12 protein-coding genes are annotated in these 12,747 nt (G+C 62.3%); 7 read left to right on the forward strand and 5 right to left on the reverse strand.

Annotated features, from left to right (window positions below; all coding sequences use genetic code 11):
- Positions 1-340: 340 nt before the first annotated feature.
- Positions 341-1,885, reverse strand: a complete 1,545-nt coding sequence (locus ACM5SV_RS21465) for a cation:proton antiporter (protein WP_012758727.1) — start codon at positions 1,883-1,885, stop codon at positions 341-343.
- A 244-nt stretch (positions 1,886-2,129) separates the two neighbouring features.
- On the opposite strand from ACM5SV_RS21465, the gene ACM5SV_RS21470 reads away from it, so the two are divergent.
- Genes ACM5SV_RS21470 through ACM5SV_RS21480 form a run of 3 tightly spaced genes read left to right on the forward strand, consistent with a single transcriptional unit; the run spans position 2,130 to position 5,368 of the window.
- Positions 2,130-2,594 (forward strand): MarR family winged helix-turn-helix transcriptional regulator, encoded by a 465-nt coding sequence (locus tag ACM5SV_RS21470; protein ID WP_012758726.1) that lies wholly within the window; start codon positions 2,130-2,132, stop codon positions 2,592-2,594.
- A complete protein-coding gene (locus ACM5SV_RS21475) occupies positions 2,587-3,834 on the forward strand; it encodes an HlyD family secretion protein (RefSeq protein ID WP_222015841.1) in 1,248 nt (415 codons plus the stop codon). Before ACM5SV_RS21470 ends, ACM5SV_RS21475 begins: the two co-directional genes overlap by 8 nt.
- Positions 3,827-5,368 carry a DHA2 family efflux MFS transporter permease subunit gene (locus ACM5SV_RS21480; protein WP_138330175.1) on the forward strand — a complete coding sequence of 514 codons (1,542 nt, stop codon included), beginning with the start codon at positions 3,827-3,829 and terminating at the stop codon, positions 5,366-5,368. Before ACM5SV_RS21475 ends, ACM5SV_RS21480 begins: the two co-directional genes overlap by 8 nt.
- Before the next feature lie 123 nt (positions 5,369-5,491).
- Here the strand turns inward: ACM5SV_RS21480 and ACM5SV_RS21485 are convergent, their stop codons facing one another.
- Genes ACM5SV_RS21485 through ACM5SV_RS21495 form a run of 3 tightly spaced genes read right to left on the reverse strand, consistent with a single transcriptional unit; the run spans position 5,492 to position 7,425 of the window.
- On the reverse strand, positions 5,492-6,109 hold the full coding sequence (locus tag ACM5SV_RS21485; protein ID WP_222015842.1) for a DNA-3-methyladenine glycosylase: 618 nt from the start codon (positions 6,107-6,109) through the stop codon (positions 5,492-5,494).
- 53 nt (positions 6,110-6,162) lie between these two features.
- The gene (locus tag ACM5SV_RS21490) at positions 6,163-6,477 is read right to left on the reverse strand and encodes a hypothetical protein (protein WP_012758722.1); all 315 of its coding nucleotides are present in this window, start codon (positions 6,475-6,477) and stop codon (positions 6,163-6,165) included.
- A gap of 39 nt (positions 6,478-6,516) precedes the next feature.
- Complete coding sequence (locus tag ACM5SV_RS21495; protein WP_222015844.1) at positions 6,517-7,425, reverse strand: LysR family transcriptional regulator; 909 nt, start codon at positions 7,423-7,425, stop codon at positions 6,517-6,519.
- Positions 7,426-7,544: 119 nt separating this feature from the next.
- Here ACM5SV_RS21495 and ACM5SV_RS21500 point away from each other — a divergent pair, with 119 nt between their 5' ends.
- Positions 7,545-8,288, forward strand: coding sequence for an SDR family oxidoreductase (locus tag ACM5SV_RS21500; protein ID WP_222015845.1), 744 nt, complete (start codon positions 7,545-7,547; stop codon positions 8,286-8,288).
- 87 nt (positions 8,289-8,375) lie between these two features.
- A complete protein-coding gene (locus ACM5SV_RS21505) occupies positions 8,376-9,278 on the forward strand; it encodes an SDR family oxidoreductase (RefSeq protein WP_113546039.1) in 903 nt (300 codons plus the stop codon).
- A 282-nt stretch (positions 9,279-9,560) separates the two neighbouring features.
- On the opposite strand, the gene ACM5SV_RS21510 is transcribed toward ACM5SV_RS21505, so the two are convergent.
- Positions 9,561-10,472: a LysR family transcriptional regulator gene (locus ACM5SV_RS21510; RefSeq protein WP_017994991.1), complete on the reverse strand. Its 912-nt coding sequence runs from the start codon at positions 10,470-10,472 to the stop codon at positions 9,561-9,563.
- A 168-nt stretch (positions 10,473-10,640) separates the two neighbouring features.
- Between ACM5SV_RS21510 and ACM5SV_RS21515 the strand changes: the two genes are divergently transcribed.
- A complete protein-coding gene (locus tag ACM5SV_RS21515) occupies positions 10,641-11,453 on the forward strand; it encodes an alpha/beta hydrolase fold domain-containing protein (protein ID WP_113546061.1) in 813 nt (270 codons plus the stop codon).
- 46 nt (positions 11,454-11,499) lie between these two features.
- Positions 11,500-12,690 carry an efflux RND transporter periplasmic adaptor subunit gene (locus ACM5SV_RS21520; RefSeq protein ID WP_017994989.1) on the forward strand — a complete coding sequence of 397 codons (1,191 nt, stop codon included), beginning with the start codon at positions 11,500-11,502 and terminating at the stop codon, positions 12,688-12,690.
- The last annotated feature ends 57 nt before the right edge of the window (positions 12,691-12,747 follow it).

Genomic DNA, 12,747 nt, shown 5'->3' on the forward strand with positions numbered 1-12,747 from the left:
GCTCTGGGCCAGTGCGGGGAGAGGCATGAATGCGGCAATACAGCCAAGCACCACCATCTGTCGAAGCGCGTAAGTCATACCGGTCCTCCAATCTCGACGGCCGATTCACTGCCGCCAACCTCAAGATGAAGTGATGCTGTTCATGTCTTGCTGCTTTGAACGAGGGCCTCTGCCCCCATGATTCCCCCGGCGTTCAATCCCTTGGAAAAGGAAGGCCGGCACGCAATGCACATCCGAAAAATCGTAACCCTATGGAATTGGACTATAAACGGCAGCGGCGAAAAATTGCAAATGCCAATTGGTAACGGTTCCGGAATCCATCAAAACTTCACAGAAGGCATCAGCTCTCGACGATCTCGTCTCTGCCGGGCGGCAGGGCGGCGAGTTCGGCCCAGTCGAGCTCCTGTTCCAGCATGTGAAAGACATCGTCGTCGATCTCGTCGGCGCGGCGCATCGCCGCCAGTCTGCGGCGTTTGGCGACGATGACGTTGCGGCGCTGCTTGTCGAGCCTGCTGACCTCGCGCGGGTGTTTCCCGTCAGCGGTGATTTCGCGTTCGGAAGTGTAGACGTCGCGGAGGATGCGAGTGGATTTGTCCTCGCCGCCGGCGAGTTCGGCAAGGGCCGCATCGATCAACGTGACGCGGGCCCTGGCGAGGTCGCGATCCAGGGAGGTGTCCGGATCGAATTTCAGGAAACGGATCAGCGGCCCGAGCGTCAGGCCCTGGACAATGAGCGTGCCGAGAACGACGGCGAGCGCGCAGAGCAGGATGATGTCGCGATCGGGGAAGTCGATCGGCAAAGCGAGCGCGGTCGCCAGCGTGACGAGGCCGCGCATGCCGCACCAGCCGGCAAGCAGGCTGGTCGCGAAGGTCGGAACGGCTTGTGTCGTGCGTCCGCGCGCGGCGAGAAAGTTGATGACGCGGTTATAGAAGAGCACCCAGGCCAGGCGGACGACGATGACGGTGACGAAGACCATGGCGGCGAAAGTGATCGCGAAATTCAGACGGCCGGGATCGAGGTCGAGGACGATCTGACGGGCCTGCAGGCCCATCAGCAGGAAAGCGAGCACGTTGAGCAGAAAGACTGCGGCTTCCCAGACCGAATAGGAATGAATGCGGTGGCGGGCCGTCTGCCGCTCGGGCATGTAGCGGGCAATCACCATCGCATAGACGACGATCGCCAGAATTGCCGAAAGGTGCAGCCGCTCGGCGATGATCCAGGTGCCGAAGGTGGCGACGAATTCGAGCAGGGTGCCGCCGAGCGTGCCGGCAAGCCTCAGGCCGACGACCATGTAGAGACGGCCCATGAGATAGCCGAGGATGAGGCCGCCAGGCACGGCGAGCGCCAGCTCCGCCAGGGCGCCGGCGAAGAAGGCGGGACTTGCGGCGGCTGCCACCGCAGCGCTGAAGATCAGTAGCGCCACGGCGTCGTTCAGGAGGCTTTCACCCTTCAGGATCACATAGGTTTGGCGCGGCAGGGTGAAGCGGTCGAGCATGGCGGTCGCGGCTGCCGCATCCGGCGGCGCGACGATGGCGCCGAGTGCCACGGCTGCGGCAAGCGGCAGGCCGGCCATCGTCACGCTGACGGTGGCGACGGCTGCGGCCGTCAGGATCACGGCAATGGCGGCGAGCGAGAATAACGGCAGCCAGTTGCGCCTCAACGTCCTCGGCGGCAGATCATAGGCGGCGTCGAAGAGCACGGGCGCGATCAGCAGCGCCAGCGCCAGCTCGGGATCGATCGCGACCTCCGGCGCCCAGGGCACGGCCGCGACGATGACGCCGGCGATCGCCAGCATTGTCGGATAAGGGATCCGGAACTTCCTGGAGAATTGCAGAAAGACGATCGCCACCAGCAGCAGCGTCAGCATGCTTTCGAAGAACGCCATAGAGCTCCCCAATGCGCACCTCCGGCGGAGGCTGTTCCTGCCGCAGAATTAGGGCGGAACTCGGCTGCGGCTACTGTCGGCGCCTGCAAGCGGCGAAAGGAGGAACCGTAGGATATGTTTGACCTGATCTGCGGCATTTTAGCCGCCGCTGCTGAATCTGCCGTCCATACCCTTGTGCGGCGCGCATGCTCAATATATCTACTGATATTATAAGTATGCTTATAAATAATGGTTACAGGTTTTCATGAACGCCACTCCGACCCTCGGTTTCCTTCTCCACGACGTCGCACGGCTGCTGCGCAAGCGGTTCGAGCAGCGCGCGAAGTGCCTTGGGCTGACCCGGTCGCAATGGCAGACGCTTGCCTATCTCTCGAACAATGAAGGCATCCATCAGGGCGGCCTTGCCGAAATCCTGGAAGTCGAGCCGATCACGCTGGTGCGCATTCTCGACAAGCTCGCCGAGCGCGGGCTGATCGAGCGCCGCCAGCACCCGACCGACCGGCGCATCTGGCTGCTCTATATGCGCGACGAGGCGCACCCGTTGCTCGCCGAAATGCGCGAGCTCGGCGACACCACCCGCGCAGAAGCGTTGCAAGGCGTTTCGGCCGAGCAGCGCGAGCTGCTTTTCCACATCCTATCCGTAATGAAGACGAACCTGGTTCAGGCATGCCGGAGCCCGGTTGACGAGAATGAGACGAACGATGGCTGATCAATCCCCCCTCCGCGTCGTTGCCGACGCCAATACCAAGACCAATACCAAGACCAAGACCAAGACTCCTGTCGAAGGAAACGAAGCGAAACAGCAGGAAACGGTAGCCGAAGCGCCTTCATCCAATTCAGCGCCGGCTGCCGCCGTGGCTGCGCCTGGCGGCAACAAGGTCCGCCGCCGGCGCAGTCCCACGCGGCCGATCCTGTTTGCCCTGCTGCCGGTGGCGCTCGTCGTCGGCGGTTATTATTACGTCAATGGCGGCCAGGTGATGTCGACCGACAACGCCTATATCCAGGCCGACATGGTCGGGCTTACCACCGATGTCTCGGGTATCGTCGACCGGATCAACGTGCATGAGAACGAGGCGGTCAAGGCGGGACAGGTGCTCTTCAGCCTGCGGTCGGATTCTTTCAAGATCGCGCTCGATGGCGCCAAGGCGCAGCTCGGCGCGCAGCGCAACCAGATCATGAATCTTAAGGCCAGCTATCAGCAGTCGCTTGCCGAGATCACGCAGGCGCAAGCCGATCTGCCCTATTATCAGGATCAGTTCGACCGGCAGCAAAACCTCGTCAACAACGGCAGCGCGACGCAGTCGGCCTATGACGAAGCCAAGCACAATCTGGAAGCCGCGCAGCAGAAGGTTGCCGTCGCCAAGGCGGAAGCCGCAACGACACTCGCCCAGCTCGGCGGCAATGCCGACCAGCCGGTCGAGGAAAACCCGCTCTACCTGCAGGCCAAGTCGAATGTCGACAATGCCCAGCGCGAACTCGACCACAGCGTCGTCAAGGCACCGTTCGACGGCATCGTCACCAATGTCAACGCGCTGCAGGTGGGTTCCTACCTGCAGGCTTCGCAACAGGCCTTCTCGCTTGTTGCCACCGACCATCTGTGGATCGCCGCCAGCCCGAAGGAAACCGAACTTACCTATGTCAAGCCCGGCCAGACGGCCGATATCTATGTCGACACCTATCCCGGCGTGACATGGAAGGGCAAGGTCGAGAGCATCAGCCCGGCCTCCGGCTCCAGCTTTTCGCTGCTGCCGGCGCAGAACACCACGGGCAACTGGGTGAAGGTCGTCCAGCGCATTCCGATGCGCGTCAGCATCGAGGACACCGAAGGCAAGCCGCCGCTGCGCGTCGGCATGAGCACGGTGGTCGATGTCGAGACCGGCCATGCCCGCGGCCTGCCTGATTTCGTCAACAAGCTTCTGGGCCGGCCTCAGGGCAAGGATCATGAGTAACGCTGCCGCTTCTCCGGCGACGCCGATTGCCAATCGCGGTGCGATCACGGCCTGCGTCATTCTCGCCGTCATCATGCAGGCGCTGGACACGACGATCGCCAACGTGGCGCTGCCCTATATCCAGGGCAGCGTGTCGGCCTCTGCCGACCAGATCAACTGGGTGCTGACCTCCTATATCGTCGCGGCGGCCATCATGACGCCGCCGTCGGGCTTTCTTGCCGCCAAGTTCGGCCGCAAACGCGTGCTGCTCGTCGCCATTGCCGGCTTCGTGGCGGCCTCCGTTCTCTGTGGCCTGGCGCAATCGCTGAACCAGATCGTCGCCTTCCGTCTGCTGCAGGGCCTGTTTGGGGCATCGCTGGTGCCGCTTTCCCAGGGCATCCTCCTCGACATCTATACGGTCGAGGAGCGCGGCTCGGCGATGGCCCTTTTCGGCGTCTCGGTCATGGTCGGGCCGGTGCTTGGGCCCGTCATCGGCGGCTGGTTGACCGACAATATTAGCTGGCGCTGGGTGTTTTATATCAACGTGCCGATCGGCGCGCTGGCCTTCATGGGCATTGTCGTCTACGTCACCGAGACCAAGAGGGATCTGCTCGCCAAACTGGACTGGTTCGGCTTCGGGATGATGAGCCTCGGCATCGCCGCGCTGCAGCTCTTCCTCGACCGCGGCGAGCAGCTCGACTGGTTCTCTTCCGGTGAGATCATGCTCGAGGCGTTGATCTGCGCCTCAGCCTTCTATCTGCTGATCGTGCATACTCTGACGGCGGAGAAATCCTTCGTGAACCCGAAGCTGTTCCTCGATCAAAACTTCTCGATCAGCATGATCTTCATCTTCGTGGTCGGCATTACCTATCTCGCCTCACTGGCGCTGATGACGCCCTATCTGCAGACGCTGATGGGCTATCCCGTTATCACAGCCGGCATCGTCATGGGGCCGCGCGGGCTCGGCACCATGCTCTGCATGTTCATCGTCGGGCGGCTGGTCGGCAAGGTCGATACGCGCGCGTTGCTGGCGCTCGGCCTGGGGCTCACCGCATGGGCGATGTATGACATGACCGGCTGGACACCCGACGTCTCGCAATGGACGATCGTCTCGGTCGGCTTCATCCAGGGCGCCGGCCTCGGCTTTCTGTTCGTGCCGCTGACGACGATCGCTTTTTCCACGCTGCCCGCCCATATGCGCGGCGACGGCACCGGTCTCTACAACCTGTCGCGAAACATCGGCTCGGCGGTCGGCATCTCGATCGTCTCGGCGCTGATCGTCGAGAACACGCAGAGCAATCATGAATCGATCGCGGCCTATGTGACGCCGTTTAACCACGCCTTCAATGCGGTGGCGGCGCAGGGGCTGAGCCCGGTGACGGCGGCCGGCCGTGCTTCGCTCAACGAGATCATCACGCTGCAAGCGACGATCATCGCCTACATGGACGATTTCAAGCTGCTGATGCTGATGTCGCTTGCGGTCATTCCGCTGGTGCTGCTGCTGCGCAAGCCGAAGGCAGCACCCGCCGTCGACCACAGCGCCGTCATGGAATGAACTCCAGATTCGCGCAATTCCGGACGAAAAACCGCTTCGCACTTTTCCTGGAATTTTCTTATAAATTAAATAGTTGGAGCATGATGTCGCGCGAAAACCGCTTACACTTTTCGGCATCATGCTCTAGCGAAACGGCTTGCTGAGAAAACGCGATCCCTGAATGCCGAAGCGCCATGGTGCTTCGGCATTTTTCGTGATGCCGATGCGTTTTCCCGAGACGATCGGCACCGGGGCCGACGGCGCGATCGCATAGGGCGGGCGGTCGAGCAGCTGGTCATTGATCCCGATATCGATGCCGAGCGCCTGGCAGAGCTTGCCGGGGCCGCTGCAGAGCGACGTCAGCATATCAGTGCCGCGCCGCTCCATCATCCGAGGGATTCCCGTTTCCGGCTCCAGGGCGCGGATGAGTGCAGCCGAGCCCGGATGGCAGACGAAATTCAGGCACCAGTACATGCCGTAAATGCGGTAGATGTAGACATTGCCCGGCTTGCCGTACATGGCGCCATTGCGCTTGGTCGGGCCGCGGAAGCTGTGCGAGGCCTCGTCATCCGGGAAATAGGCTTCGGTCTCGGTGATGCGCCCGCCGACGCCGTCCACGGTCAGCTGGCAGCCGAGCAGGTCGCGAGAGACGGTGATCGCATCGCGCTTGAAAAATTTCCGGAGGCTTTCGCCCGTAAGGGGGCCGGCGCCGACCGCGCCTGATATCGTTCCACCGTCGGTCATATCAGACGCAGATAACATTCAGCGCGCTCACCGTCATCCCGAAACCGTTTCATGCGTTTGCGCGATAGGGATCAGCGGCCGGCATTCGGATCGCGCATCGGGATCGAGGATGATGTGACCGAGACCGGGTCGCTCGCCGGGAAGGAATCTTCCAGGCCCTCTTCCAGCTCTTCTTCGAGCAAAGCAGGATCCTTGCTGCGCGCGCCGTCGCCATGGGCAGGTTCGATCGCTGCGGCAAGCAGGGCCTTGGCACGCAAGACGGCGTTTTCCGACGTCAGCTCAGGCGTGCTGCGCAGCGTCACGGCAATGCTGTCTTCGCCTTCGCCGCCGAATTCGACGACGAAGCCGTCTTCCGTCTGGTAGACGGTGATATCGTTGAGTGCCATGGCCGTTCTCCAAGGGCGCTCATATTAGCAAGGCGCGTTTTAGTGAAGCGCGTTTTCGGAATTTTGTCGAGCGAAGACCTTCACCAGCCAGTCGATGAAGACGCGCACGCGCGGCGAAAGCTGGCGGTTGCGGGGGTAGAGCAGGGAAACCGGTGTCGGAGTCAGCGGAAAATCCTGCAATACATGGATCAGCGTTCCCTCGGCCAGGTCTTTTTCAGCGTGATAGCGCGGGATCTGAATCATGCCGAGGCCCATCCTCGCCGCTGAAATATAGCTTTCGGCGGCGTTGACCGCGACGGTAGCGGGAATGGAAACGTCACGCACCGTGCCGTCGACGATGAATTCGAGCGGCAGCAGGCTGCCCGTGCTGCTTGAACGGAAGCCGATCATACGATGGCCGGCAAGCCGGTCGGGATGCTGGGGCAGGCCACGGGTGGTGATATAATCGGGAGAGGCGAGTGTAACCTCATCAAGCATGGCGACGCGCCGGGCGACCATGTCGCTGTCTTGCGGCGTGCCGACGCGCAGCACGCAATCGATGCCTTCGCGCACGAGATCGACTAGCCGGTCGCCCTCGCTCATGTAGAATTCAATCTCAGGATAGGTCTCCAGGAAGGACGGCAGGCTCGGCAGTACGAAATGGCGAGCGAGCGTGCCGTGTACGTCGACACGCAGCATGCCCTTCGGCTTGGCGCCGGCAAAGGCGCCTTCGGCATCCTCGATATCGGCAAGGATCGACAGGCAGCGTTGGTAATAGGCCTCGCCGTCAAGCGTCGGACTGACATGGCGTGTCGTGCGCTGGAGCAGGCGCACGCCGAGGCGGGCTTCGAGCTGCTTTATCGCGTCGGTGACGGTCGAGCGCGGCAGGCCTGTGTCTTCGGCGGCAAGCGTGAAGCTGCGGCGTTCCACGACACGGCAAAACACGCGCATGGCATCAAATCTGTCCATCTGTTTGTTCGTCAATCCCGGATAGTGATGCCGAAGAATGCATGATTATCCGCAGAATGAACAGGTGTATCTTCTCCCCATCGAAAACGCGCTGCGGCGCAGGATGTAGGAGAAGGACAATGGCTTCCAACGAAAACGGCAAGGTGGCACTGGTCACCGGCGCTTCCCGCGGCATTGGAGCGGCAGTCGCCCGACGCCTCGCCAATGACGGTTTCACCGTCGTCATCAACTATTCCGGCAATGCCGCTCCGGCCGAGGAACTGGTAAAGGAGATCGAGCAGGCCGGCGGCAAGGCGCTGACGGCGAAAGCCGATGTCAGCGATGCCGAGGCCGTCCGCCGCATGTTCGATGCCGCGGAAACCGCCTTCGGCGGCGTCGACGTGCTGGTCAACAATGCCGGCATCATGATGCTCTCCCCGCTCGCCGAGGCCGATGACGCCAATTTCGATCGGCAGATCGGCGTCAATCTGAAGGGCACCTTCAATACGTTGCGCGAGGCAGCCAAGCGTCTGCGCGACGGCGGACGGGTCGTCAACTTCTCGACCTCAGTCGTCGGCCTGAAGCTCGAAACCTACGGCGTCTATGCCGCGACCAAGGCTGCCGTGGAAACGCTGACGGCGATCATGGCCAAGGAGATGCGCGGCCGCAACATCACCGTCAACGCCGTCGCGCCCGGTCCTGTCGCCACCGACCTTTTCCTCAACGGCAAGTCGGACGAACTCATCGCCCGCACGGCGAAGATGAACCCGCTGGAACGCCTCGGCACACCGGAAGACATCGCATCTGCAGTTGCCTTCCTCGCCGGCCCGGACGGCGGCTGGATCAACGGCCAGACGCTGCGCGCCAATGGCGGCGTGATCTGACGAAAGACCGGCGGCGGTCTCCAGGCTGCCGCCAACTCAAAGTTTCCACTTCAAGCAACCCCAATCGAATCCAGAAGGAATAGGACCATGAGCAAACAAGTCATCGTCATCACCGGCGCTTCCAGCGGTTTCGGCGCGCTCACCGCCCGCGCCCTCGCCAAGGCCGGCCATACCGTCTATGCCGGCATGCGCGCCACGGAAGGCCGCAACGCTCCGGCCATCGCCGATGCGGCTGAATTTGCCAGGAACAACAACGTCGATCTGCGCTCGGTCGAACTCGATGTCGCCTCCGACGCGTCGGTTGTATCAGGTATCGCCAGGATCATCGCCGATGCGGGCCGCCTCGATGTCATCATTCACAATGCCGGCCATATGTCCTTCGGCCCGGCCGAAGCCTTCACGCCGGAACAGTTCGCTGAGCTCTTCGACATCAACGTGCTCTCCACCCAGCGCGTCAACCGCGCGGCACTTCCGCATCTGCGCAGGCAAGGCAGGGGCCTGGTGGTCTGGGTATCGTCGTCGAGCAGCCGCGGCGGCACGCCTCCCTACCTCTCGCCCTATTTTGCCGCCAAGGCGGCGATGGATTCACTTGCCGTCTCCTATGCCGGCGAGCTGACCCGCTGGGGCATCGAGACCTCGATTATCGTGCCCGGCGCCTTCACCAAGGGCACCAACCATTTCGCCCATTCCGGTTCGCCTGATGATACCGCCCGCGCCGCCGAATACAATGAAGGACCCTACAAGGGCGTGCCGGAACAGGCGCTGCAGGGCCTGGCAGCGCTCGAACCTGCCGACGCCGATGCCGGCGCGGTTGCCGCGGCCATCGTCGATGTCGTCGGCAAGCCGTTTGGCACCCGGCCATTCCGCGTCCATATCGATCCGTCCGAGGACGGCGCCGAGATCGTCAACGGCGTCGCCGATCGTGTCCGGGCGGAATTGTTCCGCCGCATCGGCCTCGACGACCTGTTGAAGCCGGCCGTCGGGAATTAAACCTGGCCCAACCGCGGCGCGCGGGAACAACCGCGCGGGGAACCTGGGGCCAAGCCATCATCGCAATTATGTGAACGTGATGGCGGAATTTTTCCTTACAATCCTGCGGGGAGTGCGTATATCTGCCTTATCGCGAGAGAGTGGAATTCCCTGCCACTCTCTTTGCGAACCTCCAGAGCCTGCCGGGCCTTTGCTACGGTGCGACAGGCTTGATGTTCAGAGTTGTAGATTGCGGCCCGTCGAAGGTTTCCCCTGCCTTCCGGGCCGTATTTGTTTTAGCGCTCAGACGTCGTTCAGTCTCGCCTCGACTAGAAGCTTCACCAGCCAGTCGACGAAGACGCGCACCTTGTTGCTGAGATGGCGGTTCGGCGGGTAGACGACGTAAAGCGGCAGCGGATCGCGACGCCAATCCGGCAGCACGCGGACGAGTTCGCCCATTGCCATCGGCTCGCGCGCCATGAAGATCGGCACCTGCGCGATGCCGAGGCCCGTCAGCGCCGCCGTTAGATAGGTGCGGCTATCGTTGACCGAGGCGATGTAACGCGGGCTGGTCTCGATCACCTCGTTGTGCCTGCGGAATTCGAAGGGCAGCGTCCGGTTGTTCTGGGCGCGGAAATAGTTGACGGTGTAATGATCCGCCTCCAGATCCTCCGGCCGTTCGGGCATGCCGAATTTCTGGATGTAGCTCGGCGATGCACAGGTGATCATCTCGACTTCGGAGACGCGCCGCGCAATCAGCGATTGGTCGGCCGGCGTGCCGGCCCGCAGCGCGCAATCGACATTTTCCGCAAGATAATCGACCGTGCGGTCGCCGACACCGAGGTCGATACGGATATCGGGATAACGCTGATAAAAATCGCAAAGTGCCGGAACGACGATCCAATCGGCGAAAGCGCCGGCCATCTCGACACGCAGCCGTCCGCTCGGCAGGCTCTGTGAATTAGAGAGGCTGCCATCGAGCTCCTCCAGTTCCGAAATGATCTGGGCGGCGCGTTCGTAATAAAGCGCGCCGTCCGTCGTCACCATGACCCGGCGCGTGGTCCGATTCAAAAGCTTGGTGCGCAAATGCGCTTCCAGGCCCTGGATGAGATTGGTCACCGTCGCCTTGGGCATGGCGAGCATGTCGGCGGCGCGGGTAAAATTGCCTGTCTCCACGACGCGGATGAAGACGCGCATTGCCGAAAGCTGATCCATCGGTTTCAATTCCGCAGTTTGCGTTGCACCATTGTTCGGGATCTGGAACAGTGTTATCGCGATATCGCTTCTTATTCCCCGAATGGAATAACAATATCTTTTTTGTACAAAATGCAAGCGGGCTCGCTCTGTCTGCTTGACACCGAAAGCGCAAAAGAGACCAGACCCATGACGGTGGAATTGAAAGATATGATGCTGGATAAGGTGGCCATCGGCCCCGTTTCCGCACGTATCTACATGGGCGCCGATTATGGCAAGGGTCCGCCGATCGTGCTTTACCTGCATGGCGGCGCGTTTCTGGATAGCGACACACACGTCGACCGGCCGGTGGCGATGAGCCTCGCCAAGGCCGGCGCTATCGTTGTTGCCGCCGATTACAGCAGCCTTTCCGGCAATCTATTTCCAAAGGCGCTGGAAGTCGCCTTCTCCGTTTTCACCTATCTCGCCAACAAACGCGCCGGTCTCGGTGACCGCAAGTCGCTGCTCTTCGTCGCCGGGGAAGAAGCGGGCGGCAATGTCGCCGCCGGCGTGGCGCTGAAGGCGCGCGACCAGATGCCGGATGCGCTCGACGGCCAGGTCCTGATTTCGCCGCTGCTCGATCCCTTCATGGGCACGTCCTCGATCCGCAAGGCCGAAGCCATCGGCATGCGCCAGCGCTGGACGGAGGGCTGGAGCCACTATCTAAGCGGCGGCGGTTGCCACCCTTACGCGGCGCCTTGCCTCTGTTCGCGTATTTCGGGCGTTGCGCCGGCGCTGATATTCACCGCGGAGGACGATCCTCTGCACGACGAGACAATTGGTTACGGTACCCGCCTGAAGCAGGCCGGTGTCGGTGTGCGCCAGCATGTCCTTCCCGCCGGGACGGGCTGGCCCTCGATTTATGGTGGGAAATCCGACGGAGCGCCCGACTGGCAGGAAAACGTCAGCCACCATTTCGGAAGCTTCCTTCGGGACGTAAGCGTTCAACCGCAATTGCATTGAAGAAGACCTGATATTTCGGCGGCCTTGAGCCGCAAGGAGAGTACCGATGACGTCCAGAAAGAAGCGCTGGGCCCTTGTGGGCGCCGGCATAGGCCTTATTGCGTCCGTTTCCGGCGCTGCATTGTTTTTCGAACTGCCGATGAGCACGACCGCTACGGCCGCTTCCGCCCCCGCACAGGCTCCCGCTGTGCCGGTGACGGTGGCCGTCGTTGCGGCGCACGACGTGACGGCTTGGGAAAGTTTCTCCGGCCGTCTGGAAGCCGTCGACCGGGTGCAGGTGCGTTCCCGTGTTGCCGGCGCCATCCTGTCGGTGGCTTTCCGCGAAGGGGCGCTGGTCAAGCAGGGCGACCTGCTCTTCACCATCGACCCGGCCCCCTACCAGGCGAGCGTGGCGCAGGCGCAAGGCCAGGTCGCTTCGGCCGAAGCCAAGGTCAGCTTGGCGCAGACCGAACTCGACCGCGGCCGCAGGCTTTCCGACAACCGCACCATCTCCCAGAGTGATCTCGATCAGCGCCAGAGTTCGCTGGCCGAGGCTCAGGCGGGGCTGCGTTCGGCGCAGGCTGCACTGCAGTCGGCCCAGCTCGATCTCGATTATACGCAGGTGCGAGCTCCGGTTTCCGGCCGCATCGGCAAGATCGAGGTGACCGCCGGTAATCTCGTCGCCGCCGGTTCGACCTCGCCGGCGCTGACGACGCTCGTTTCCGTCGATCCGATCTATGCGAGCTTCAATGCCAGCGAAGAGATGGTGACGCGCGCGCTTGCCCAGCTTCCGCAGACGGATAGCGCCCTGCCTGCCGTCGAGCAGATCCCGGTGGAGGTCGGCACGCTGACCGACAGCGGCACGCCGATCAAGGGCAAGCTGCAACTGATCGACAACGAGGTCGATGCATCAAGCGGAACGATCGGCGTGCGCGCCGTCTTCGACAATCCGGGCGGACGTCTCATCCCCGGTCAGTTCGTGCGGGTGCGCATGGGCCAGCCGAAGGCAGAGAACAAGATCGTCATCAGTGACCGCGCCGTCGGCACGGACCAGGACAAGAAGTTCGTCTTCGTCGTCGATGCTGAGAACAAGGTCGCCTATCGGCAGGTCCAGCTCGGCACACTGGCTGACGGTCAGCGGGTGGTCGAGGGCGGCCTGAACGTCGGCGAGAAGATCGTCGTCAACGGTCTGCAGCGCATCCGTCCAGGCGCAGTCGTCGCGCCTCAGATGGAAGAGAAGGTCGCGACCGCGCAGTAAAGACTCTCGCCTTCCCCTGAGGGGGAGGGCCAATATTCGAAATGATACGACCCGCCG

Origin of the sequence: Rhizobium sp. CRRU65, from assembly GCF_048551595.1 — a bacterium.
In the GTDB taxonomy this organism is placed as follows: Bacteria; Pseudomonadota; Alphaproteobacteria; order Rhizobiales; family Rhizobiaceae; genus Rhizobium; species Rhizobium leguminosarum_J.

Coding starts and splice junctions, on each gene's coding strand:
- ACM5SV_RS21465 (WP_012758727.1), bottom strand. CDS start 1,885: ATGGCGTTCTTCGAAAGCATGCTGACGCTGCTGCTGGTGGCGATCGTC.
- ACM5SV_RS21470 (WP_012758726.1), top strand. CDS start 2,130: ATGAACGCCACTCCGACCCTCGGTTTCCTTCTCCACGACGTCGCACGG.
- ACM5SV_RS21475 (WP_222015841.1), top strand. CDS start 2,587: ATGGCTGATCAATCCCCCCTCCGCGTCGTTGCCGACGCCAATACCAAG.
- ACM5SV_RS21480 (WP_138330175.1), top strand. CDS start 3,827: ATGAGTAACGCTGCCGCTTCTCCGGCGACGCCGATTGCCAATCGCGGT.
- ACM5SV_RS21485 (WP_222015842.1), bottom strand. CDS start 6,109: ATGTTATCTGCGTCTGATATGACCGACGGTGGAACGATATCAGGCGCG.
- ACM5SV_RS21490 (WP_012758722.1), bottom strand. CDS start 6,477: ATGGCACTCAACGATATCACCGTCTACCAGACGGAAGACGGCTTCGTC.
- ACM5SV_RS21495 (WP_222015844.1), bottom strand. CDS start 7,425: ATGGACAGATTTGATGCCATGCGCGTGTTTTGCCGTGTCGTGGAACGC.
- ACM5SV_RS21500 (WP_222015845.1), top strand. CDS start 7,545: ATGGCTTCCAACGAAAACGGCAAGGTGGCACTGGTCACCGGCGCTTCC.
- ACM5SV_RS21505 (WP_113546039.1), top strand. CDS start 8,376: ATGAGCAAACAAGTCATCGTCATCACCGGCGCTTCCAGCGGTTTCGGC.
- ACM5SV_RS21510 (WP_017994991.1), bottom strand. CDS start 10,472: ATGGATCAGCTTTCGGCAATGCGCGTCTTCATCCGCGTCGTGGAGACA.
- ACM5SV_RS21515 (WP_113546061.1), top strand. CDS start 10,641: ATGACGGTGGAATTGAAAGATATGATGCTGGATAAGGTGGCCATCGGC.
- ACM5SV_RS21520 (WP_017994989.1), top strand. CDS start 11,500: ATGACGTCCAGAAAGAAGCGCTGGGCCCTTGTGGGCGCCGGCATAGGC.